5 protein-coding genes and 1 pseudogene are annotated in these 26,106 nt (G+C 66.8%); 5 read left to right on the top strand and 1 reads right to left on the bottom strand.

Going from position 1 to position 26,106, the window contains the following annotated elements; all coding sequences use genetic code 11:
• The first annotated feature begins 6 nt into the window (after nt 1-6).
• Both GWL_RS08910 and GWL_RS08905 read left to right on the top strand, forming a co-directional pair.
• Nucleotides 7-981, top strand: a complete 975-nt coding sequence (locus GWL_RS08910) for a TauD/TfdA family dioxygenase (RefSeq protein ID WP_034350627.1) — start codon at nt 7-9, stop codon at nt 979-981.
• A pseudogene (locus GWL_RS08905) lies at nt 908-10,018 on the top strand (amino acid adenylation domain-containing protein); the annotation flags it as partial. The gene GWL_RS08910 and the pseudogene GWL_RS08905, both read left to right, overlap by 74 nt.
• Here the strand turns inward: GWL_RS08905 and GWL_RS22975 are convergent.
• Complete coding sequence (locus GWL_RS22975) at nt 9,921-10,976, bottom strand: AMP-binding protein (protein ID WP_237713544.1); 1,056 nt, start codon at nt 10,974-10,976, stop codon at nt 9,921-9,923. The pseudogene GWL_RS08905 and the gene GWL_RS22975 overlap by 98 nt on opposite strands.
• On the opposite strand from GWL_RS22975, the gene GWL_RS08900 reads away from it, so the two are divergent.
• Genes GWL_RS08900 through GWL_RS08890 form a run of 3 tightly spaced genes read left to right on the top strand, consistent with a single transcriptional unit; the run spans nt 10,975 to nt 26,100 of the window.
• Nucleotides 10,975-12,900, top strand: a complete 1,926-nt coding sequence (locus tag GWL_RS08900; RefSeq protein WP_008329046.1) for a condensation domain-containing protein — start codon at nt 10,975-10,977, stop codon at nt 12,898-12,900. The two genes, GWL_RS22975 and GWL_RS08900, sit on opposite strands and share 2 nt — an antisense overlap.
• A complete protein-coding gene (locus GWL_RS08895) occupies nt 12,897-15,986 on the top strand; it encodes an amino acid adenylation domain-containing protein (RefSeq protein WP_008329044.1) in 3,090 nt (1,029 codons plus the stop codon). Before GWL_RS08900 ends, GWL_RS08895 begins: the two co-directional genes overlap by 4 nt.
• A gap of 31 nt (nt 15,987-16,017) precedes the next feature.
• Nucleotides 16,018-26,100 (top strand): non-ribosomal peptide synthetase, encoded by a 10,083-nt coding sequence (locus GWL_RS08890; RefSeq protein ID WP_008329043.1) that lies wholly within the window; start codon nt 16,018-16,020, stop codon nt 26,098-26,100.
• Nucleotides 26,101-26,106 lie beyond the last annotated feature (6 nt).

The raw sequence follows: 26,106 nt of genomic DNA, 5'->3' as shown, positions 1-26,106 counted from the left end.
TCCCAGATGCCGCTGACCTTCAGTCGTCATCCCCGCCCCGACGCCGGCAGGGACGTCCTGCCGGTGCTGCTGCAGCCGCTGCACCCCGGCCAGACGCTGGCGCAGGCACGGGATGCCTTGTCCGGTCAGATCGAGGCGCATCTGCGCAGTGTCGGCGGGGTACTGTTGCGCGGCTTCGAGGTGCCCGGCGTAGCTGACTTCCAGCAGTTCGCGGCCAGTTTCGGCGATCCGCTGTTGCGCTACGAATTCGCCTCCACACCGCGTTCCTCGGTGGCCAACGGCATCTATACCTCCACCGAGTATCCGGCCCACCAGCACATCCCGCTGCATAACGAGCAAGCCTACACGCGCGAATGGCCGATGCGCATCTGGTTCCACTGCGTGACCGCTTCGCCCACCGGTGGCGAAACCCCGATTGCCGACAGCCGCGCGATCTATCGCCGCATGCCTGCCGCCATCCGCGAGCGCTTCGCCCAGGGGCTGCTCTACGTGCGCCACTACAGCCATGATTTCGACCTGCCATGGCAGGACGTCTTCGGTGTGCAGACCCGCGCCGAAGTGGAAGCCTTCTGCCGCCGCCAGCATATCGAGTGGCAATGGCTGGAGGACGACGGCCTGCGCACCCGCCAGCGTTGCCAGGGCGTGGAGCGCCATCCGGTGACCGGCGAGATGGTCTGGTTCAACCAGGCACACCTGTTCCATGCCTCCAACCTGGCGCCCGAAGTGCGCGCATCGCTCATCGACCTGGTCGGCGAAGACCAGTTGCCACGCAATGTCTGCTGGGCCGACGGCACGGCCATCGACGATGCCGTCCTCGACCAGGTGCGCGAGGTCCTGGCGGCGGAGACGGTGATCTACCCTTGGCAGGCGGGCGACGTACTGATGCTCGACAACATGCTGGTGGCCCATGCCAGAACACCGTTTTCCGGACCGCGCAAGGTGGTGGTGGCAATGTCGCGCTCCCACACCAATCTCGATTGATCCCTTTGCCCACGATTGCCACGCCATGACGATTACCGCCGATTCCCCCGACCGCGCCACTCACATCGTCGCGCGTCTTTTTCAGCTGGCGCAGACGCGCCCGCATGACCTGGCGCTGACCACGGTCAAGGCTGAAGGCGAGCGCGCCTTCAGCTACCTCGAACTGGCCGACGCCACGCGCACGCTGGCCGCGCACCTGCAACAGCATCACGCACCGGGTGAGCGCGTCTTGCTGCTGCTGGACAATGACCATCATTACGTCATCGCCTTCTTCGCCTGCCTGGCCGCCGGCCTGATCGCGGTACCGCTGCATCGCCCGGAGTCGATGCGTCAACAGCACCTGCAACGTCTGAGCGGGATCGCCGAGGACGCCGGGGCCGCCTGCTGGCTGGTCACCTCCGCCGTGCGCGACGCCTTGCAGGCAGCAGCGGCACCACTGGCGGGGCAGGCGACGATGCTGGCCGTCGATGCGCCGCAGGCCGGGGAGGGCGTCTTCCGCGAACATCCGATCGCGCCCGCCGACGTCGCCTTTCTGCAATACACCTCCGGCTCGACCTCGCAACCCAAGGGCGTGATGGTTACCCACGCCAACCTGATGGCCAACGAAGCCGCCATCGAGGAGCGCCTGGGGGTGGGCAGCGACGATGTCTTCGTCAGCTGGCTACCGCTCTACCACGACATGGGGCTCATCGGTGGATTGCTGCAGCCGCTGTATCGCGGCATCCCGGTGGTACTGATGTCACCGGCCTTCTTCCTCGAACGGCCGGTGCGCTGGCTGGAAGCGATTTCACGTCATCGCGGCACCATCAGCGGCGGCCCCGATTTTGCCTATCGGCTGTGCGTGGACCGCATCGGCGGCGAGCGTGCGGCAGGGCTGGACCTGTCCTCGTGGCGGGTGGCGTTCTCGGGCGCCGAACCGGTACGTCACGATACCTTGCAGGCGTTCATCGACCGCTTCGGTCAGATCGGCTTTGCTGCCGATGCCGTCTATCCCTGCTATGGTCTGGCCGAATCGACCCTGCTGGTCACCGGGGGCCGGCGCGGGCAGGGCATGCAGGTCGCGGCCTTCGAGGCGGAAGGCTTGCGCCAGGGGCGTGCCGATGTCATTGATGTCATCGCGCCGGCAGCGCAGGCGGTTCATCTGGTAGCCTGCGGCATTTCGCCAGCGGGCCATGCCTTGCGCATTGCCGATCCGGCCACCGGCGCCGCGCTGGCCGAAGGCCAGGTCGGCGAGATCTGGGCCGCCGGCCCCAGCATTGCCGCTGGCTACTGGCGCCGCCCACACGACAGCGACCACGCCTTCGTCGAGCAGGAGGGCCAGCGCTGGCTGCGCACCGGCGACCTGGGATTCTGCCGCGCAGGCGCCCTGTTCGTCACGGGCCGCAGCAAGGACATGATCATCGTGCGCGGTCAGAACGTCTATCCGCAGGACATCGAGCGCGCCATCGAGCGCGAGGTCGAACTGACCCGCAAGGGCCGTGTGGCGGCTTTCGCCATCCCGCGCCAATGGCATCCGCAGGGGATCGAGGGTATCGGTGTGGCGCTGGAAATCTCGCGTAGCGTGCAAAAGATGGTCGCGCCAGAGCAACTGGTGGAAGCGCTGCAGGAATGTATCGTACAGACCTGCAACGAGGCCGCCAGCGTCATCGTGCTGCTCAATCCCGGTGCCTTGCCCAAGACCTCCAGCGGCAAGCTGCAACGCAGCGCCTGCCGCGAGGGCTGGCGCACGCAGAGTCTGGACGCCTATGCCATCCTGGCCTTCGGCCATCTGCAAGGCGGCACGCAGCCTACGCCCACGACCGCTCCTGCAACCCGGGGCGACAGCCCCGACACCGCCACTCTGCGCAGCTTGTGGGAGAGTGTGATGCACACGCCTGCGTTGGCGGGCCAGTCACATTTCTTCCGCCAGGGTGGCAATTCGCTCCAGGCGGTACAGCTGGCGGCGGCCATCGGCGAACAGTGGCAGATCGATTTCCCGGTGCGCCTGATCTTCGAATACCCGCAGCTGGAGCAACTGGCCGAACAGTTGCAGGCATTGCGCCAGAACGCGCCGCGCCGGGCACCTGTGGTCATGGCCGGCCTGAACGAGAGCCAGCGCCAGGCCGGCCTGCCCCTGTCGCCGGGCCAGCATTCGCTCTGGACCACCTGGCAGCTCGACCCTGACAGCCCGGCCTACAACATGCCGGGCATCCTGCATCTGCAGGGTGCGCTGGATGTGGCGGCGCTGGGCCGCAGCCTCGATGACCTGGTCACGCGCCATGCCATCCTGCGTACGGTGTACCGGGTGCAGGCCGACGGTGTACCGGTACAGTTGGCCTTGCCGCCCGGTCCGGGTGTACTGGAAGTGTTGGGCGACGTGTCCGGCGATGCGGGGCAAGCACGCGCATGGCTGGAGCAACGCGCCCGCCTGCCGTTCGCATTGGCGCAGGAGATTCCCTTGCGCGCATGCCTGGTGCGCATTGATGAGCAGCATCATGCACTGGGCATCACGCTGCACCATATCGCCGCCGATGGTCAGTCGCTGCCGGTATTGCTGCAGGAGCTATGCGCGCTGTATGCGTCGCATCGCCAGGGCCAGCCATTGCCGGCCGCTCCCGTGCGGCAGTTCAGCGATTACGTCATGTGGCGACAGCAGCAGCTGGACAGCGCCGAGATCGCCCGTCAGCTTGACTACTGGCGTAACGCTTTGGGCAGCGAGCACGAAGCACTGCCTTTGCCGGAGGGTCGCCGTCAGGCGAGCCCGGGAGAGGGGTTGCCCGAGGCGCGCCACGCTTTCACCTTGCCGACCGATATCTCACGGGCGCTGCGCGCCTTGTGCGCGGCACAGGGTTGTTCGCTGTACATGGGCATGCTGGCCTTGCTGGATCTGGTGCTGTATCGCGCCGCCGGTTGCAGTGATCTGCGTGTCGGTGCGCCCATGGCCGAGCGCAGCCATCCGCAGACGCGGACCATGATCGGCTATCTGCTCAACCTGCAGGTGCTGCGTACTCGTCTGGACAGCCGGCTCGGCTTTGACGCCTTGCTGCGCCAGGTACGCGCGACGGTGCTGGCGGCGCGCCAGCATCAGGATGTGTCCTTCGACATGGTGGTGCAAGCCCTGCAGCCGCAGCGGCAGTCGCACGTGCATCCCCTGTGCCAGGTCAAGTGCACCGAACGTGAGGCCTTGCCGGTGTGGCAGGCGGACGCACTGTCGCTGCAGCTGGAAGAGTTGAGCGCAGGCCAGGCCCACTTCGATCTGAGCCTGGACTTCAGTCTGGCGGGCGAGGAGCTGCACTGCCTGTTCGCCTACGCCAGTACGCGCTGGACGCAGGAAGAAATCGGCCAGATGGCCGACGCCCTCGGCAGCTTCGCCCGGCAAGTTTGCGCTGCCCCGACTTCGCCGCTGGGGCAGCTGTCCTGGCCGACAGCGCCCGCCCCGCTGGCCGCGCCCCAGACCGAGTGCGCCGCCATCGACAGAGAGGGGGATGTGATCGCACTGTGGCTCACCCACGCCCGGCGCGCGCCGCAGGCCCTGGCGGTAGCCGATGAGCGCATCCACCTGGAGGCGCAGCAGTTGCGCACCCAGGTGGAGCAGTTGGCGCGCCAGTTGCGCAAGCTGGGTGTGCAGGCCGAAGACAGGGTGGCCATCGCAAGCGCGCGCCAGGTCGAGTTCGTCGTCGCCGTGCTTGCCTGTCTGCGCGCTGGCGCCTGCTATGTCCCGCTGGACCCGCAGTTGCCGGACGAACGCCTGGCCTATCAGCTTGCCGATAGCGGCGCCCGCCTGCTGCTGACCACGCCCGAGGCTGCGCGCCTGCACAGCTTGCCGGGCGCGCCGGCGCACCACCTGACCATTCCGGCGGCCACTGCCGCCGTCGAGGAAGCCACGCCAGGGGAGGACTGGCCCGCAGTGCATCCGCAACAGGCCGCCTATCTGATCTACACGTCAGGCTCCACCGGTCGTCCCAAGGGCGTGGCGGTGAGTCGTGCTGCCTTGAGCAATTACGTGCAGGCGCTGCTGCTGCGTCTGGCGCTGCCGGCGGAGGTGCGCAGCATGGCCATGGCCTCGACGGTAGCCGCCGACCTGGGCCATACCACCTTCTTCGGCGCCTTGTGTTCCGGCCGTGCGCTGCAGTTGCTGCCGGCTGAGGCCGCCTTTGATCCGGCACAGTTCGCCGCCTTCATGCAGGAGCGCCGCGTCGATGTGCTCAAGATCGTGCCCAGCCATCTTCAGGCGCTGCTGCAATCTGCACAGGCGACGCAGATCCTGCCGCGCCATACCCTGGTCGTCGGTGGCGAAAGCACCAGCCCGGCCTTGCTGGAACAGATCCATGGGCTGCGCCCGGACTGTCGGGTGGTCAACCACTACGGCCCGACCGAAACCACGGTGGGCGTACTCACCCAACTGCTGGAGGGCGATCAGCCTTTGCCGCTGCCCTTGGGCCAGCCATTGGCACAACTGAGGCTGCAGGTGCTCGATGCCGATCTCAATCCGGTGCCGCGCGGGGCAGCGGGCGAACTGTATATCGGCGGCGCCGGTCTGGCACGTGGCTACCACGGCAAGCCCGGCGCCACAGCCGAGCGTTTCATCGCCGATCCGGCGGGCAACGGCGCGCGCCTGTACCGTAGCGGCGACAAGGTCAGGCTGGACCGCGCCGGACGGCTGGTGTTCCTGGGCCGTATCGACGATCAGATCAAGATTCGCGGCTACCGTGTCGAACCACAGGAAATCGCCGTGGTCCTGCGCGCCCAGCCGGGCGTGAGCGCGGCCGAAGTACTGGCACTGCCGGGGCCCGAGCAACGTCTGCAGCTGTGCGCGTATGTGGTCGGCAGCGCCGATCCGGTGGCCCTGCGCAACGCCCTGGCGGCGCAACTGCCCGACTACATGGTGCCGGCCCACTTCGTGCCGCTGGCGCAATTGCCGCTGACGGCCAATGGCAAGATCGACCGCAAGGCATTGCCGCTGCCGCAGGAGGGCAGCCAGCACAGCACCGGACTGTCCGGGGAGGATAGTCCGCAAGAGGGCGTCGAAAGCGTGATCGCGGCAATCTGGGAAGAAGTGCTGGGAGTGGCTCAGGTGAGCCGCCATGACAATTTCTTCGCCCTCGGCGGCGACTCCATCCTGACGCTGAAGATCGTTGCCCGTCTGCGCAAGGCCGGCTGGCGTATCACGCCGCGTCAGCTGATGCAGACCCAGGATCTGGCCGCCGTCGCCGCGCTGGCGCTACCGCTGAAGGGACAGGGCAATGCACCCGCGGCTGCACCGGCAGCGGCGACCGAAGGCCCGCGCTCATGGCCGCTCACCCCGATCCAGCAGTGGTTCTTCCGGCATCACGCGCAGCCGCCGGCGCACTGGAACCAGAGTGTGCAGTTGGAAGGACCGGCCGATACCCCGGTCGATCGCCTGCACCATGCCGTCGACCAGTTGGGTCGTCTGCATGAGGCGCTGCGTCTGCGCTTTCACCGTAGCGACGACGGTGTCTGGCGGCAAACGGTGGCGCCGCATGCCGGCCAGTGCTTCGACGTCCGGCACGTGGCCGACGCGGCGGCGCAGGCGGCGGCGATTGCAGCCGCCCAGCGCAGTCTCGATCTGTCACAGGGGCCGCTGTGGCGGGTGCTGTGGCTCACGCAGCCGCGTCAGTCGAGCGGCATGCTGGTGCTGATCGCGCATCATCTGGTAGTCGATGGCGTGTCCTGGCGCATTCTGCTGGAGGATCTGCTGAACCTGCTGCAAGGCACGACGCCACCCGAGAGCAGCAGCGGCTTCAGCGCCTGGGCCGGCGCAGTGGCGGCGGCCCGTCTGAGTACGGCGGAGCAGGCGCACTGGGAGGCACTGGCATCGACCGGTGATGAGGATTTGCCCTGCACGCCGGCGCATGGCGTGGGCATGCGCGCCACCAATACCATCGGCCGCAGCGCACGTGAAGCCGTGGTGCTGGATCACGACAGCACCACCTTCCTGCTTGGTCCGGCCCACGCCGCCTATCGCACACGCATCAACGACATCCTGCTGGCCGCTGCCGCCCAGACACTGTGCGAGTGGGCAAAGCGCGATCGCATCCTCATCGAGCTCGAAGCGCACGGCCGCGAAGAGTTGCCCGGTGCCGCAGGAGAAGCACCGGATCTGAGCCGTACCGTGGGATGGTTCACGGCGCTCTGTCCGGTGCAACTGACGGTCACCAGCAGTGCACCGGGCATCCTGCTGGCACAGACCAAGGAGCAACTGCGCCAGTGGCCCGGGCAGGGGCAGGGTTATGGTCTGTGGCGCAGTCAGAGCGGGCAGGGCGGTTTGCAGCCGCAGGTGAGCTTCAATTATCTGGGGCGCTTCGATGCGCTGCCCGAGACCTCCGGCTGGCAGATGCTGCCCCGCACGGCGGCGCAAGCCGACCTGGAGCGCGATCCGGCCAGCCTGCGGCGCTGCCTGCTGGACTTCACGGCCCTGGTCACCGATGGTCAACTCCATCTGGAGTGCCTGTATTGCAGTGCCTTGCACCAGCAGGCCGACATCGCCGCGTTGCTGCAGCAATACCTGCATAACCTGCGTGCGCTGCTGGCCCATTGCGCCGGGGTGAGCGGTCGGGCCACGCCGTCGGATTTCCCGCTGGCGCGCCTGCAACAGCCCCAGCTCGACCACTTGATGCAGAGCCTGCCGGCCGAACGCGTGGCCGATCTCTATCCGCTCTCGCCGATGCAGGCTGGTCTGTTTTTCCATGCGCTGCTGGCGCCACAAGGCGGCGCATATCTCAACCAGTTGCAGGTGCGTCTGCACCGCCTCGATGTAGAACGCTTCCGCCAGGCCTGGTGGACCGTCCTGGACCGTCATGACATCCTGCGCAGCGGCTTCCTGATGCAGGGCGACCAGCCGCTGCAATGGGTGGCCCGAGACGCCGCGCTGACCATCGACGAACACGACTGGCGCCAGCGCCCCGATCTGGATTGCGCCCTGCAGGCGCTGGCTGCCACCGAACATGCACGCGGCGTCGATCTTCAGCATCCGCCGCTGATGCGCCTGAGTCTGGTGCGGGTGGACGATCAGGTGCATCACCTTATCTGGACCCGCCATCACCTGCTGCTGGACGGCTGGAGCAGCCAGCAGTTGATCGGTGAAGTGCTGCGACTTTACCGGGGCGCGATTCTGCCCGCGCCGACGCTGCGCTATCGCGACTACATCGCCTGGTTGCAGCAGCAGGACCGTGGCAGTGCCGAGCAATTCTGGCGCGCGCATTTGGCGGGCGTCGAAGGCCCGACCAGCCTGGTCAACAGCCTGCCGCCACTGCAGCAGCCGGGCCGGGGCCAGGGCAGTTGCCAGGCCACGCTGGATTTGCTGGCCACGGCGCACCTGCAGAGCTTCGCACGCGAACATCAGTGCACTCTCAACACGCTGGTACAAGCGGCCTGGAGCCTGGTACTCGCCCGTTATTGTGGCCAGTCCACGGTGATCTTCGGTGCAACCGTCGCAGGCCGTCCCGACGAACTGGAAGGAGCGGAGAATCTGCTGGGCCTGTTCATCAATACCCTGCCCATCGTGACCCGCCTGCAACCGGAGATGACGGTACAGACTCTCTTGCAGCGGCTGCAGGCCAGCAATCTGGCCGTGCGCGAGTTTGACAGCACGCCGCTCTACGACATCCAGACCTGGGCCGGACATGCCGGACAATCGCTGTTCGACAGCATCCTGGTATTCGAGAACTATCCGCTGGATCTGGCCTTGCAGGCCGAGCAGCAGCAGGGCCTGCGTCTGGAGGTGCTGCACAACCGCGAAGAGACCCATTACCCCCTGACCCTGATTGCCACGCTGACCGAACGGCTGCAACTGGAATGGCGCTACGACACCGCGCGCATCGCGCCCGCCAGCGCGCAGGCATTGCGGGACCTGACGGTGTCACTGCTGTTGCAATTGGCCGGACATCTGCACCGTCCGCTGGCCGAACTGACCTGGCACAGCCGGGCTGAACAGGCGGCAATGCTGGCCTGGTCGCGCAATGCGCAAGTCCATGAGGCCGGCAACGTGCTGGCGGTGATCGAAGCACAGGCAAAGGCGCACCCCGAGCGGCCCGCCTTGCGGGTACCGCATACCGGGCAGGTGCTCGATTACGGCCAGCTCAACGCCCGCGCCAATGCCCTGGCGCAGTGGCTGATGGCACAGGGCCTCACGCGTGATCAACGGGTGGGCGTGTGCATGGAACGCTCACAAGAGATGGTGCTGGCCTTGCTGGCGATCATGAAGGCGGGCGCGGCCTATGTGCCCATGGACCCCGACCATCCGCCGCAGCGGCTGCGCTATTTCATCGAAGACAGCCGCACCAGCCTGCTGCTGACCCACTCCGCTGTACTGGGCCAGTTACCCGAAGTGTCAGGGTGCCGTATCGTCGATGTGGCAACACTGTCCGATATTGCGTCTGCCGACAATCCTGGTCTGGAAATCCATCCAGAACAGCTGGCCTACGTCATCTACACCTCCGGTTCCACCGGCCAGCCCAAGGGGGCCGCGAACCGTCACGGCAGCCTGTACAACCGGCTGGCCTGGATGCAGGCGGCCTGTCAGCTGGGTCCCGATGACCGGGTACTGCAGAAGACGCCCTTCGGTTTCGATGTCTCGGTGTGGGAATTCTTCTGGCCCTTGATGACCGGTGCCGAACTGGTCATGGCCGCGCCCGGCGAGCATCGCGACCCGGCAAGGCTGGCCGCGCTGATCGATCAGGCCGGCATCACCACCTTGCACTTCGTGCCGTCGATGCTGCAGGCTTTCGTCAACGACGGCCACGGTGCGGATTGCCCCGGCCTGCGCCGCGTGATCTGCAGTGGCGAGGCGCTGCCGATGGAATTGCAGCAGCAGACCCAGCGCCAGTTGCCGCAGGCTGCCTTGATCAACCTGTATGGGCCGACCGAAGCGGCCATCGATGTCACCCACTGGACCTGCCAGCCGGATGACCAAGGCAATAGCGTACCCATCGGCCGCCCCATCAGTGCCACCCGGACCTATGTGCTGGACGCGGCATTGCAGCTGGTGCCTCCGGGCGTGGCCGGGGAGTTGTACCTGGGCGGCGTGAATCTGGCACGCGGTTATCTGAACAAGCCGGGACTGACGGCCGAACGTTTCGTCGCCAGGCCGCCTGCATCCAGGCCAGCCGGTTGTACAGGCTGCCGTGACGGTTCGCGGCCCCCTTGGGCTGGCCGGTGGAACCGGAGGTGTAGATGACGTAGGCCAGCTGTTCTGGATGGATTTCCAGACCAGGATTGTCGGCAGACGCAATATCGGACAGTGTTGCCACATCGACGATACGGCACCCTGACACTTCGGGTAACTGGCCCAGTACAGCGGAGTAGCGCAGCCGCTGCGGCGGATGGTCGGGGTCCATGGGCACATAGGCCGCGCCCGCCTTCATGATCGCCAGCAAGGCCAGCACCATCTCTTGTGAGCGTTCCATGCACACGCCCACCCGTTGATCACGCGTGAGGCCCTGTGCCATCAGCCACTGCGCCAGGGCATTGGCGCGGGCGTTGAGCTGGCCGTAATCGAGCACCTGCCCGGTATGCGGTACCCGCAAGGCGGGCCGCTCGGGGTGTGCCTTTGCCTGTGCTTCGATCACCGCCAGCACGTTGCCGGTCTCATGGGCCTGCGCATTGACGCTCCATGCCTGTAGCGCCGACTGTTCCTGCGCGCCCAACAACGCCAGTTCACCGATGGGGGTATCGGCTGCGCTGGCCAAGTGTTCCAGTACACTGAGATAGACAGTACCGATACGGGCAATGCTGGACTCCCGGAACAGTGCGCGACGGTATTCCAGCCGCAGCTTGACCTGCCCGCGGATGATCTTGACGTCCATGGCCAGATCGAATTTGGCCGCATGCAGGTCGATCTCCAGCGTACTGGCCTGCAAGCCCGGCAGATCCAGCGTGCCGCTGCCCTCGATGACCTGCAGCCCGAACAGGGTCTGGAACAGCGGATGGCGCGGCAGGCCGCGTTCGGCGGGGTAGCGTTCCAGCAGCAGTTCGAAGGGCAGCTCGGCATGGGCCATGGCTTCCAGCGTATCGCTGCGCACCTGGCGGCACAGCGTGCGCAGGCCCGAGGAAGACTTCTGGCGTGCGGCCCTGCAAGGAGCCCCGGCGCAGCCGGCCTTGCCGGTGGACCTGCCGCGGCCGGCACAGTGGTCGGGCGACGGTGCGCGCCTGTCGGTACGTATCCCCGAGCGCCTCACAGGGCAGTTGCAAGCTCTGGCGCAGGCGTGCGACTGCACGCTCTTCATGCTGCTGCTGGGCAGCTTCCAGTTGCTGGTGCATCGCCAGAGCGGACAGGACGACCTGCTCATCGGTACCGATGTGGCCGGGCGCGAGCATGCGGCACTGGAAGAGATGGTCGGGTTCTTCGTCAACGTGCTGCCGCTACGCTCGCGCCACCAGCCCGAACAGAGCTTTGCACAGTGGCTGACGGCTACGCGCGGCACAGTGCTCGATGCCTTCGCCCACTCCTCGTTGCCCTTCGAGCGTATCGCCGAACTGGCCACGGCGCGCCGCGACCGTCGCTGGAACCTGCTGGTGCAGCTGCTGTTCGTGATGCAGAACATGCCCACGCATGACTTCGACTTGCCCGGCCTGGAGGTGCAGGCACTGCCCGCCAGCCATGCCCATGCCAAGTTCGACATCGCGCTGTTCGTCACCCCGGTGGATGGTGCGCTGCAGGCCGACTGGGTCTATGCCAGCCAGGTTTTCCAGAGCGGCACCATGCAGCGCATGGCGGCGGCCTGGGTCGCGTTGCTGGAGCAGATCGTGGCACAACCGCACTGGCCGCTGTCCCGGTATGAAATCCCTCTCATGAAAGAACCCCTGACCATGTCAAGCACTGTTTCCGTTTCCCCTGCCCGAGCGCCGCTGGCCCCGGGCAAGCTCGACAAGCTCAACAAGCTCAAGGGCATGAGCGCGGCGGCCCCCAAGGCGGCTGTGCGCATGCGCCCCCTGCGACCCGGCACCGACTTTCCCTTGCTGGTGGAGGCCACCAGCGCCGACCTCGATACGGTGGCCTGGGCGCGTGCCAACCAGCCGCTGATCGCCAGTCTGCTGGAGCGTCATGGCGGCATCCTGTTCCGGCGCTTCGGCCTGGCTACGCCGCAGGACTTCGAGCGCTTCGCCGAAGCCATCGAGCCGGAACTGTATGGCAGCTATGGCGACCTGCCCAAGAAGGAGGGAGGCAACAAGACCTATCGCTCCACCCCCTATCCCGAAAAGCAGATGATCCTGTACCACAATGAAAGCGCCCACATCGAACGCTGGCCGCGCAAGCAGTGGTTCTTCTGCGAGCTGCCGTCTCCGGTAGGCGGGGCCACACCCATCGTCGATTGCCGTGAAATGCTGCGTCGTCTTCCTCCCGCGCTGCGGCGCGAGTTGCAGCAAAAGCAGTTGCGCTACGTGCGCACCTTCACGCCACGTCTGGATGTGAGCTGGCAATCCTTCTTCGGCACGGACGACCGTGCCGTGGTGGAAGCCCGGCTGACGGCAGCCGGCACCGGCTATCGCTGGCTCGATGAAGACACCCTGCAGACCAGTACACTTTGTCCGGCAGTGATCGTGCATCCGGTCACCGGGGCGGAGGTGTTCTTCAACCAGGTGCAGTTGCACCATCCGTATTGCCTGGAGCCGGAAGTACGCGAAGACTTGCTGTCCATGGTCGGTCCGGAGCGCCTGCCGCGCAATGTGCTCTTCGGTGATGGCACACCCATTCCCGATGCCACCATGGCCCTGATCGGCGAACTCTACGAACAATGCGCGGTACGCTTCGACTGGCAGCAGGGCGATGTGGTCATGCTCGACAACATGCTGGCCGCGCATGCCCGCGATCCCTACGAGGGGCCGCGCAAGATCGTCGTGGCCATGGGCGCCATGGTGGAACGCGCCGAGGTCAGCGCGCCCTCTACCGCCGTCGATGAACTCTCGGAGGGCGCAGCATGATGCCACTGGACCAGACTGTCGCGCTCAGTTCCGAACAGCGCCTGCAGCAGGCCCACGCCCACACAGTCCATATCCTGCCATTGCACTGGCAGGGGCCGCTGGAGAGCGCGCGTCTGCAGGCCGCATGGAGCCGGGTCGTCGCGCGTCACGCCGTCCTGCGTCATGCCTTCGGCCAGGCCGAAGGCTATCGTGGTCTGCGTCAGGCGCCGTTGCCGCAGCCTCCGGGCCAGAGTCTGCAATTGCACATGCTGCCGGCGGGTGCCGCCATGCCGACGGTAGCGTTCGATCTGGCGTGTGGGCACGTGATCCAGGGCTGGCTGGTCGAGGACGCGCCCCAGCGTGGCCGCCTGCTGGTGGCGGCCGCGTCCCTGGCGCTCGATGAGCGCAGCCTGTGGTTGCTGGCCGATGAGCTATGGCGTCGCTACCATGATCAGGACCTGTCCACCGGGGAGGCTTTCCAGTACACCGATTATGTGCAGTGGCGCCAGTCTCTCGAGGAAGACGACGATGCCCGCATCGGCCAGGCCTACTGGGCCCATCAGGCCCAGCAACTGGAACAGTCGCCGGCGCTGCGGTTGTCCTATCGGCGCGAGGCAGGGACGGCTGCGGCGGTTCCGGCGCTTCTGCACCACCGTATTGCCGAGGAGATGGCGAGCGCCCTTCAGAGCGGGCAGGCCAGCGGGCGATGGCAGGTCGCCACTGTGCTGCAGGCGGCCTGGCTGGCCCTGCTGGCTCGCCTGGGACAGCAGTCCCGGATCGCCTGCGCCTGGCAGCACGATTGCCGCGACGATTACGAACCCATGGCCCAGGCGCTGGGCTTGTATGGCAAGACCCTGCCGCTGATCCTGAACGTGCCGCCGCAAGCCTCGTTGAGCGAACTGGTGAACCAGCTGGCCGCGCAGCAGGAGCAGCATGTGGCGGCCCAGGAATATCTGCCCGATGATCTGGCTGCCAGACCACCGGAGATCGGCTTGAGCGTGCGTCATGCCGCAGGGCGCTGGCAGGAAGGTGCACTGCAGTGGGCGTTGCAGTGGACGGCCTCGGGTGATCCTCGCCTGTCGCTGGCGCTGCATGTTGATCTGTCCGATCCGGCCGCGCCTGGTCTGCAGCTGCATTACGATGCGCGGCACTACGACGCCGTCAGCATGACCGGTTTGCTGCGCCAGTACCAGGCCTGGCTGCGCGAGCTGCTGGCACGACCCGATACCGCCTGCAGCGAATTGCAATGGGATGATGCCGCCATCTGGCCGCAACGACTGCCGATGACAGCAGAGGTGCTGCCACTCGGGCGCGACACGCTGCTCACGCACATTGCCGCACATGCGCTCAATACGCCGCACGCCATCGCCTTATCCAGTGCCGCCGGTCAGATCAGCTATGGGCAACTGCTGCAGCGCGTGAACCAGCTGGCGCACTGGTTGCAGTCGCAGGGCGTGAGGCCCGGCGCGCATGTGGCGCTGGTGCTGCCACGCTCGCCGGAACTGGTGATGGCGCTGCTGGCAGTCTGGCGCTGCGGTGCCGCCTACGTCCCCATCGATCCCGACTGGCCCGCCGTGCGCCAGCAGGCGATACTGGCCGATGCGGCTCCGGCACTGGTGCTGCATGATGGCAAGGCACCGGCCGCCGACGGGCTGCATTGCGCGCTGTGGCCGGCCGACCTGCAGGGCTATTCCATGCAGGCGCCGACGGTCGCGCCGGCGTTGCAGGACCTGGCCTATCTGCTCTACACCTCGGGTTCGACCGGCACCCCCAAGGGGGTGTTGATCGAGCATGCGCAATTGCTCAACTATGTGGTGGCGGCGTCGCAGGGCATGGGCCTGGCACCATGTCGCTGCTGGGGACTGACCAGCACGGTGGCGGCCGATCTGGGCAATACGGCGCTGTTCGCCGCGCTGCTGCATGGCGCCGAGCTGGCCATCGCCGATGCCAGCGACATGCAGGATGGTGCGCACTTCGCCGCCTTCCTGCAACGTCATCGGGTCGATGCGCTCAAGATCGTGCCGTCGCATCTGGAAGCCTTGCTCGATGGCGGTTCTGCCGTTCTGCCCGCGACCCTGGTACTGGGCGGCGAGAGTAGCCCGGCGGCCTTGCTGCGGCGGATCTGGCAATGTCAGCCGCAGGCCCGCATCTTCAACCATTACGGCCCCACAGAAACCACGGTGGGCGTGATGTGGCATGCGTGTTGCGCCAGCGACGCCGCCAGCGGGGCCGCTGCCGCGCCGCTGACCCGCGTGATGGCCAACTGCCGCGTGGCGATCCTGGATGCCGACCTGCGCCCCGTGCCGGTAGGTGGCATCGGACAGCTTTGCATCGCCGGGGCCCAGCGCAGCCGCGGCTATCTGAACCGTCCACCGGAAGACCGCCAGGCTTGGTATCGCAGCGGCGACCTGGCCTGCCATCTGCCCCAAGGCGGGCTGCGCATCCTGGGGCGCTCGGACGAACAGGTGAAGATCCGCGGCTTTCGCGTCGAACCGGCCGAGATCGAAGCAGCGCTGTTGCAGCAAGCCGGCGTGCGCCAGGCCTGCGTCATGCCGCAGGGCGAACCCGCGCGGCTGATCGCCTGGGTGAGCGGGGAGAATCTTGCCGTGGAACCCTTGCGACTGGCCTTGCGGGATGTGCTGCCGGAGGCAATGCAGCCAGCGCGCATCCTGGCGCTGCCATCCTTCCCGCGACTGGCCAATGGCAAGATCGACCGGCGCGCCTTGCTGGATGCGCTGGCCGAATCGCCAGCCGAGAGCGGGCAGGGCGGCGAGGCCCGGGCTGTGGCGGACGATCTCGAATTCGTCGTGCTGGACACCATGCAGCAACTGCTGCCCGCCACGCCCGCCTTGGGCCGCGACAGCGATTTCATCGAAGCCGGCGGACATTCGCTGCTGGCCATCAAGCTGGTGGCGCGGTTGCGCAAACTGCTGCAGATCGAGATCGCCCCGGCCCTGGTGTTTGACCATGCCACCCCGGCCGCGCTGGCGGCCGCGCTGCGCGCACAAGCCCCCGATGCCGCCGCCCTGGCCGAGCTCGCGGGCCTGCGCCGCACGCTGCTGGAAATGCCCGCAGCGCAACGCGACGCCCTGCTGGAACAGGCCTAGGTCGTCGGCCCTTTTCTTGGATCACGCTTTCATGAACGAAAAAAATCATCAGTTGCTGGCCCTGCTGCAAGCCGATCAACGCGAACACGAACGGACGGACAAGGAGGGGCCTCAGGATGGACCGGCGCCGCTCTCGTTCTCGCAGCAGCAGCTGTGGTACCTGCACCAGCTCGAAGCGCAACAGACTGCCTACAACCTGACGCGCGCCTTCCGCCTGTGCGGCGTACTGGATCACGCCGCCCTGCAGGCGGCCTTCGAGGCCGTGGTCGCACGGCACGGCAGCCTGCGTACGCGCTTTGCCGAACAGGACGGCGTGGCCTGCCAGGAGGTCCTGCCCACCGTATCGCTGCCGCTGCAGCTGAGCGACCTGCGCGAACTGGCCACCGATGCGCGGGAGGTGCAAGTGAGCGCGGCCATCGAGGCCGCCACGCGTCACGTCTTCGATCTCTCCCGCGCACCGCTGCTGTTCGTGCATCTGTTACAGCTGGACGAGCAAGAACATGTGCTCATCATGGGCATGCACCACATCGTATCGGACGCCTGGTCCAATCCCATCGTCGCGCGCGACCTGCAGCAAGCCTATGCGCAAGCGCTGGCCGGGCAGGCCCCAAGACTGCCGCCGCTGGCCTTGCAGTACGCCGATCATGCCCGCCGGCAGCGAGCGCAGTGCCAGGGCGAGTGGTTGCGGCAGGAACTGGATCACTGGCAAGCCCGGCTGGGCCCGGAAGTGCCGCCGCTGAACCTGCCGGTGGAGCGTGGCGACAGCACTGATGCCCAGGCAGGTGCGGGTTACAGCCTGGTGCTGGAGGAGTCGCTGGCGGCGCGTGTGCGCCAGTTCTGCCAGCAGGAGCGCTGCACGCCCTTCGTGGCCATGCTCGCGGCCTGGCAGGTAACGCTGCGCCATTGCTGCGGGCAGGACGATTTTACCGTCGGTATTCCACAGGCCGGACGCAACCACCCGGCGCTGCAGGAGATGGTGGGCTTCTTTGTCACCACCCAGGTGATGCGCGCGCGCCTGGACCCCGGCATGAGCCTGCGCACGCTGTGCCGCCAGGTGCGCAGCGATACGCTGGAAGCCATGGCCCATGCCGAGCTGCCCTTCGAACTGCTGCTGGAACGCTACCCCGCCGAACGCGGCCTGCCGCGCCATCCGCTGTTCCAGACCCTGTTCGGGCTGCAGGTCATCGAGGGCAGCGGCACGCTGGATCTGCCGGGCTTGCAGGCCAGTACGCTGGAGATCGACCTGCATGCGGCCAAATTCGATCTGGCCATGGACGTCAAGATCATCCGCGGGCAGGTCAAGCTGCGGCTGGAATACCGTCGCGCACTGTTCCGGGAGTCCAGCATTGCCCGTATCGGTACTGTCTATCTCAGTGTACTGGAACACTTGGCCAGCGCAGCCGATACCCCCATCGGTGAACTGGCGTTGTTGGGCGCGCAGGAACAGTCGGCGCTACAGGCATGGAGCGTCAATGCGCAGGCCCATGAGACCGGCAACGTGCTGGCGGTGATCGAAGCACAGGCAAAGGCACACCCCGAGCGGCCCGCCTTGCGGGTACCGCATACCGGGCAGGTGCTCGATTACGGCCAGCTCAACGCCCGCGCCAATGCCCTGGCGCAGTGGCTGATGGCACAGGGCCTCACGCGTGATCAACGGGTGGGCGTGTGCATGGAACGCTCACAAGAGATGGTGCTGGCCTTGCTGGCGATCATGAAGGCGGGCGCGGCCTATGTGCCCATGGACCCCGACCATCCGCCGCAGCGGCTGCGCTATTTCATCGAAGACAGCCGCACCAGCCTGCTGCTGACCCACTCCGCTGTACTGGGCCAGTTACCCGAAGTGTCAGGGTGCCGTATCGTCGATGTGGCAACACTGTCCGATATTGCGTCTGCCGACAATCCTGGTCTGGAAATCCATCCAGAACAGCTGGCCTACGTCATCTACACCTCCGGTTCCACCGGCCAGCCCAAGGGGGCCGCGAACCGTCACGGCAGCCTGTACAACCGGCTGGCCTGGATGCAGGCGGCCTGTCAGCTGGGTCCCGATGACCGGGTACTGCAGAAGACGCCCTTCGGTTTCGATGTCTCGGTGTGGGAATTCTTCTGGCCCTTGATGACCGGTGCCGAACTGGTCATGGCCGCGCCCGGCGAGCATCGCGACCCGGCAAGGCTGGCCGCGCTGATCGATCAGGCCGGCATCACCACCTTGCACTTCGTGCCGTCGATGCTGCAGGCTTTCGTCAACGACGGCCACGGTGCGGATTGCCCCGGCCTGCGCCGCGTGATCTGCAGTGGCGAGGCGCTGCCGATGGAATTGCAGCAGCAGACCCAGCGCCAGTTGCCGCAGGCTGCCTTGATCAACCTGTATGGGCCGACCGAAGCGGCCATCGATGTCACCCACTGGACCTGCCAGCCGGATGACCAAGGCAATAGCGTACCCATCGGCCGCCCCATCAGTGCCACCCGGACCTATGTGCTGGACGCGGCATTGCAGCTGGTGCCGCCGGGCGTGGCCGGGGAGTTGTACCTGGGCGGCGTGAATCTGGCACGCGGTTATCTGAACAAGCCGGGACTGACGGCCGAACGTTTCGTCGCCGATCCGTTCTCCGACAACGGGCAGCGTCTGTATCGCACCGGGGACCTGGTGCGCTGGCGCGAGGATGGGCAATTGATGTATCTGGGTCGGCTGGATCATCAGGTCAAGCTGCGCGGGCTGCGCATCGAACTGGGCGAGATCGAGGCCGCCTTGCTGGCGCAAGCTTCGATTCGTGAAGCAGTGGTGGTGGCGGTGGAGGGCCAGCGACTGGCGGCGTATGTATCGCTGCAACAGGGCCATGGACATGACGAGGCGGCATTGAAGACGGCGCTGGCCGCGCATCTGCCCGAGTACATGGTGCCGGCCATCATCATGGTGCTGCCGGCGCTGCCCCTGAACACCAATGGCAAGATCGACCGCAAGGCCCTGCCGCCGGTGCAGATCAGCCAGGAGAGCGACTACAGCGCCCCGCAAGGCGAGATCGAACTGGCGCTGGCAGCGATCTGGCAAGACGTGCTGGGCCTGCCCCAGGTCGGGCGGCAAGACAATTTCTTCGCGCTCGGTGGTGATTCCATCCTCAGCCTGCAGATCATCGCGCGCCTGCGCAAGCGCGGCTGGAAACTGACGCCGCGCCAGATGTTCGATCGCCAGACCATCGCCCAGCTGGCCGAGGTGGCCGAGGTGGCACAAGCCATCGATCATTCCCTCCCTCCCGCAGCCGCGCCGGCTACTGGGAGTGGTCCCGATATCAGCCTGCTGGCCTCGGCCGACCTGCCGGTGCTGCCGGTGCCGCCGGATCAGGTGGCCGCCGTCTACCCGCTCTCGCCGATGCAGACCGGGATGCTGTTTCACAGCGTCTACGACCACGGCAGCGCCGCCTATCTCAACCAGCTGCGCATCGATATCGATGGCGAGCTGGATGTGGCGCGCCTGTGCCATGCCTGGCAAGCGGTGCAGGACCGGCACGAGGTCTTGCGCACCGGCTTCCTGGCCGAGCATGTGCCGCCGTTGCAATGGGTGGCGCGCTCCCTGGCGCTGCCCGTCGCACAAGCCGACGTGCGTGCCTCCAGTGACCCCGAGACCGCACTCGAAGCGATCGCCGCCGAGCAGTTGAGGCGCGGTTTCGATCTTGCACATCCGCCGTTGCAGCGCCTGATGCTGGTGCGCACCGGTACTACGCGCCATCATTTCATCTGGACCGTCCACCACCTGTTGCTGGATGGCTGGAGTACGTCGCAACTGCTGGGCGAGGTGGTGCGGCATTATCACGGACAAGCCGCCAGCACGCCGGTGCAGGGAGGCTACCGCCACTACATCGGCTGGCTGCAGCAACAGGATGGCGAGGCTGCGCGCCGCCATTGGCAGGACAGCCTGGCCGCGCTGTCGGCACCGACCTATCTGCACCAGGCCTGCGCCCCCGCACAACAGGCGGTGGCAGGGCATGAGGCAGGCGACGGCGAATACAAGGTCTTGCTGTCGCTAGCGCAGACCGAGCAACTGCATGGCTTCGCACGCGCGCAACGCGTCACCCTCAACACTCTGTTGCAGGCTGCCTGGGGACTGGTGCTGCAACGTTATACCGGACAGCCGGCGGTCTGCTTCGGCGCGACCGTGGCGGGGCGACCCGAGGAGCTGGAGGGCGTGCAGCAATGGCTGGGCCTGTTCATCAATACCTTGCCGGTGCTGGTGCCGGCGGCGCACGCCCAGCCCGTCGGGCAGTGGCTGCAACAGCTGCAGGAGCAGAACCTGGGTGCGCGCGCCTTCCAGCACACGCCGCTCTACGAGATCCAGCGCTGGCACAGTCATCTGGGCCAGAGCCTGTTCGACAGCATCCTGGTATTCGAGAACTATCCCATCGACAGTGTCCTGCGCGGCGATCAGACGCAAGGGCCCCGTTTCCGCCGCACCCATACCCGCGAGCAGACCAACTATCCGATGACGGTGGGCGTAGCGCCTGGGGATGGCGTGCAGAGCGGGCTGCAGGTCGGTTTGCGCTATCAGCGCCAGCACTTCGATGACGCCACCGTGCAGCAGATTGCCCGTCATCTGCTGCACGGCTTGCAGGCGCTGACGCAATCGGCAACGCGCGCCGTGGGTGAGGTGGCACTGCTGGCACAGGATGAGCAACAGACCTTGCTGCAGTTGGGACAGGCCGAGCCCGGCGACATGGAGCGTGCGCCGGTGCACCAGCTGTTCTCGCAGATCGCACGACGCCAGCCACAGGCCGAGGCCGTGGTGATGGGCGAACTCAGCCTGTCCTATGGCGAGCTCGAGCAACGTTCCAATCGCCTGGCCCGCCAGTTGCTGGCACACGGGCAGCCCGCCGCGGCAGGCGAGCAACGCATCGCCGTGGCACTGCCGCGTTCGCCGGAAATGATCGTGGCCCTGCTGGGCATACTCAAGGCGGGCGCGGCCTATGTGATGATCGATCTGGAGGCACCCCAGGAGCGCGTGGCCTACATGCTGCGCGATGCCCGGGTTGGCCTGGTGCTCGCCCAAGGGCAACCCTGGCCCGCACTGGCGCAACAGGAGGGGCCCGAGTGGCTGGATATGGACCAGCTGGCGCAAGACGATGTTCTCCCCGGACTGCCTGCCGTCGAGACCAGCCCGGAGAGCCTGGCCTATGTCATCTACACTTCCGGCTCCACGGGCCGGGCCAAGGGGGTGGAAGTGGCGCACGCAGCGCTGTCCATGCACATCCAGGCCACCGCCGCACTCTACGAGATGGGGCCGCAGTCGCGCGAACTGCATTTTCTCTCCTTCAGCTTCGATGGCGCGCATGAGCGCTGGATGACGGTGCTCAGTGCAGGCGGCGCGCTGGTGCTGCGCGATCCCGAACTGTGGACGCCCGAGCAGACGGTCGCAGCGCTGCACCGGCATCGCATCACCCATGCCGGTTTCCCGCCGGTCTATCTGAAGCAGCTGGCCGACTGGGTCGAGCGCAGCGGCAATGCACCACCGGTCTTCCTGTACTCCTTCGGCGGCGAGGCCATGCCGCGCGAGACCTTTGAACAGGTACAGCGCGTGCTGCATCCGCAGCGCCTGATCAACGGCTATGGGCCGACCGAAACGGTGGTCACGCCGCTGGTCTGGAAAGCCGGGGCGAACCAGCCCTGCGAGGTGCCGTATGCGCCCATCGGCCGACCGGTTGGACAGCGTAGTGCCATGATCCTGGATGACCGGCTGCAATTGCTGCCGCCCGGTGTGGCCGGCGAGCTCTACATCGGCGGCACCGGACTGGCGCGCGGTTATCTGGATCGTCCCGGGCTGACCGCGGCTTCCTTCCTGGCCGATCCTTTCGGCGCGCCGGGGCAGCGCATGTATCGCACCGGCGACCTGGCGCGCTGGGGCAAGGACGGCCAGATCGTCTATCTCGGACGTATCGACCATCAGGTCAAGATCAAGGGCTTCCGCATCGAACTGGGCGAGGTCGAGGCAGCGTTGCTGGCCCAGCCTGCGGTGCGGCAGGCAGTGGTGGTGGTGCGCACCCTGGGCGGCATCGATCGCTTGCTGGCCTATGTCAGTGCGCATCCGGAGCACCTGCCTGATGTGGGGGCGATCCAGCAGGCGCTGGCTGACAGTCTGCCGTCCTACATGCTGCCCAGCCGCATCATCGTGCTGCCGGCGCTGCCACTCAATGCCAATGGCAAGATCGACCGCAAGGCGCTGCCGCAGGAGCTGCCGGCCACGCCGGAAAGCGCGCCGGGCGATGCGCCCGAGGGCGCGCTGGAGATGCTGATCGCGGCCAGCTGGGCCGACGTACTGGGGGTGCAGCGGGTCGGCCGGCATGACAATTTCTTTGAGCTGGGCGGCGATTCCATCCTCAGCCTGCAGATCATCGCGCGCCTGCGCCAGCAGGGCTGGAAACTGACGCCGCGCCAGATCTTCGAGCTGCAGACCGTGGCGGCACTGGCCCAGGCGGCCAGTGCGGCCGAGCCAGTGACGCAGCAGGCAGCCGCTGGGAGCGAGGCCGACGAGGCCGACGATGGTGCCGTGCCGTTGCTTCCGATCCAGGCCGATTTCCTGGCCACCCCCATCCCGCAGCGGCATCACTGGAATCAGGCCATCTTGCTGCACAGCCGCCAGCCCATCGATTTCAGCGCGATGCAGCAGGCCCTGGTCGATGTGGTCAACCATCACGATGCCTTGCGCATGGAGTTTCGCCAGGACGCGCAGGGCCAGTGGCTGCAGGCCTATGGTCCGCGCCGGGAACGCGATGCCGATGCGTCGTTGCTGTGGCAGGCGCAGCTGCATGCGCCTGCCGAACTGGACGCCTTCTGCGCGCGCGTACAGCGCAGCCTGCATCTGGAGCGCGGCCCCTTGCTGCGAGCCGGCAGCATGGCACTGGAGGACGGCAGCTGGCGCTTGCTGCTGGTGGTGCACCATCTGGTGGTCGATGGGGTGTCCTGGCGCATCCTGCTGGAAGACCTGCAGCAGGCCTATCGCCAGCGCCTGGCGCATGCCGAGCCGAACTTGCCGCCACGCACTGCCTCCTATCGCCAGTGGGGCCGCCGCTTGCAGGCTCAGGCGGCCATGCGCGCCCGGGAGTTCGATTACTGGCGCTCCCTGACCGAACTGCCTGCCAGCCTGCCATGCGATCATCCCGATGCGCCCCTGCTGGCCGCCGACCAGGCCCGCGTGGCATGTCGACTGGATGCGCTACAAACGCAGGCGCTGATCAAGCAGGCAGCGGCGGCCTATCGCACCCGCATCAATGATCTGCTGCTGGCCGCACTGGGACGTGCACTGGGACAGTGGGGCGGCATGGCGCAGCTGCTGATCACGCTGGAAGGACATGGCCGCGAGCAGCTGGAGAGCGGCAGCGAGGCGCTGGATGTGTCCCGCACCATAGGCTGGTTCACCAGCGTCATGCCGGTGGCCTTGCCCACGGCCGGCGAATGGCCCACGCTGATCCGCGCCGTCAAGAGCCTGCTGCGCAGCCTGCCGGACAACGGCATCGGCTACGGTCTGTTGCGCCAGTGGGGCGATGATGCCCAGCGCCAGGTCTTGCAGCGCATGCCCAAGCCGGCGCTGGCCTTCAACTATCTGGGCCAGTTCGACGGCAATTTCCGGGAGGAGGGCGGCTGGCAGCCCGCCGTCGAATCACCTGGCGCCTCGCGCGATCCGGCCGCACCGCTGGGCTGCGAGCTGTCCATCAATGGCCAGGTGGTCGGGGGCGAGCTGCGGCTGGAGATCAGCTACAGCCGACAACGCTACGAGGCCACGACCGTGCAGCGCCTGGCCGGCGCGCTGGAAAGCGCCTTGCACGAACTGATCGCGCATTGTCTCAGCAGCGCCGGCGGCGTGACGCCGTCGGATTTCCCGCTGCTGCAGCGCGATCAGGCGCAACTGGACGCCCTGGTGGCCGAAATGGCTTGCCCGCCGGCCCTGATCGAGGACATCTATCCGGCCACCCCCTGGCAACGCAATATGCTGCGGCACCTGCAGGATTCGCCCTGCTCGGTGGCCAATGTCGTGCAGCTCGACGCAAGCACTGCCCACATCGACGTGGCGCGCTTCGCCCAGGCCTGGCGCACGGTGCTGTTGCGTCATCCCATCCTGCGGACCGGCTTCGCCTGGGGTGGACAGTCGCAGCCGGTGCAGGTGGTATTGCGCCAGGCCGAGCTGCCGTTGACGGTGCTGGACTGGCGCGGCCAGTCGGCGGGCAATGTGCGGCAGCAATGGGAAGCACTGTGTCAGTACGAGCACCAGCGCGGCTTTGTGCCGCAGCAGGCGCCGTTGATGCGCTTTGTCATTGTCCAGGAGGATGGCGGTTATCGGCTGCTCTGGACCTGGCACCACGTGCTGCTGGATGGCTGGAGCATGTCGCAGCTGCTGGGCGAGGTGTTCTCGCTGATGGAACAACAGCCGCTGCAGCACCAGGCGCTGGACTTCCGCCACTACATCGCCTGGCTGCAACGGCAGGCCGGGCCGCAGGATGAACCCTTCTGGCGTGCCCAGTTCGCGCGCTGCCCGCAGTTCCCCGCCGGGCTGTTGTGCGGGGTTCCCACCCGCCTGCCGCAAGGCCAGGCCAGCGGCGCAGCATCGGCCTATGGCACCGTGCGCGAGCAGCTCACCACGGCGCAGACCCAGCTGTTGCAAAGCTTTGCAGCCAGCTGCAAGGTCACCTTCAACACCCTGGTGCAGGCCGCCTGGAGTCTGGTACTGCAGGAAGTCACCGGCGCGGACGATGTGGTTTTCGGTGTCACGGCCTCGGGGCGCAGCACTGACTTTCCGGGGATCGAGCGGGTCATGGGCATGTGCATCAATACCTTGCCGCTGATCCAGCATCTGGACGGCACCATGGGCGTGCCGCAGTGGCTGGCCGGGTTGCAGTCGCACAACCTGGCGCTGCGCCAGCGTGAGCACGTGGACCTGGCAGCCATTTCGCAATGGGCGGCACGCAAGGAAGGCGACTGGTTCGACAGCCTGCTGATCTTCGAGAACTTCCCGGTGGATGAATCGCTGAAGAAGGGCGTCGGCCGCTCGCTGGCCTTCGACGCCATCCGCAGCCGCGGCGCCACCGAATTCCCGCTGACGGTGGTGGCCTTGCCGGGCGCGGCGCTGCGTTTCCAGTTCGAGTTCGACGGCGCACGGCTGGAGCAGACGCAGGTAGTGCAGCTGGCGCACCGGCTGATCGCGCTGCTGCTGGCGCTGCCGGGGCAGGACAAACTGTCTGGCCTGATGCGGCAAGGTGGCCAGGAGCGTACGCGCAAGTGTGCAGTCAACCGTACTGGTACTGCACCGGTACTGCAGCGCCATCCGTCCGCCCGCGCAGGCGGGGATGACGGGCAGACCGTGCTGGTGTGCATCCCTGCGCACATGGGCAATGCCCATGAGTATGACGCCCTGGCGGCCGCCCTGGCAGGCGAGCATGCGATGTATCAGCTGCTGTGTCCGCCGCAGGAGCAATGGCGCTGGAGCAGCATGGATGGCGCTGCCCTGGCGGCACAGTATGCCGCCGCGCTGTGCGCATCCCTGCCGGGCCGTCGCCTGCGCCTGCTGGGTTGGTCAGTGGGCGGTCTGCTGGCGCTGGAAACGGCGCGGCAGTTGCAGGAACGCAAGCAGGCCGCGATACAGGTGGAATGGATCGGTCTGGCCGACAGTAGTGACTTTGCCGGTTTGCGTCAGCAGCTCGCGCAGTGGCCCATGCCGCCAGCGGAGATGTTGCTGGCCCACGAGGCCAGGCTGGAACGCTGGCTGGCGGCTTCACAGCGGCGCGCACAGTGGTATGCGCTGCTGGGCCAGATGAACGCGGCGCAGCGGGCGTATTTCCTCGTGGAGATCGTAGGGCGGTTGGGTGAGCGCCTGCCGCTGGATGCTGCGGGCACCATCGGTGCGGAAGCGGCGTTGTGGGAACGCATCCGTTGCCTGCGGCTGGGCCTGCAGGCGCAGGTACAGGTGTCGGCTCCGCTGCACGTCTGGCAGGCCGGACGACGTGATGCCGCGCAGGTGCCGACCGACTGGGCGCAGTATGGCGCCACGCTCATGTCGGTGAGCACGGTAGCACAGGCCGATCATCTGTCCCTGCTCTCTGACGCACACTGGCATGCCGGTGTGCGTGCATTGCTGGTCTGAGGCGGG

This window comes from Herbaspirillum sp. GW103 (genome assembly GCF_000261365.1).
Lineage (GTDB): Bacteria > Pseudomonadota > Gammaproteobacteria > Burkholderiales > Burkholderiaceae_D > Herbaspirillum.
The sequence above is the reverse complement of the archived record's forward strand: the minus strand, read 5'-3'. Positions and strand labels throughout refer to the sequence as shown.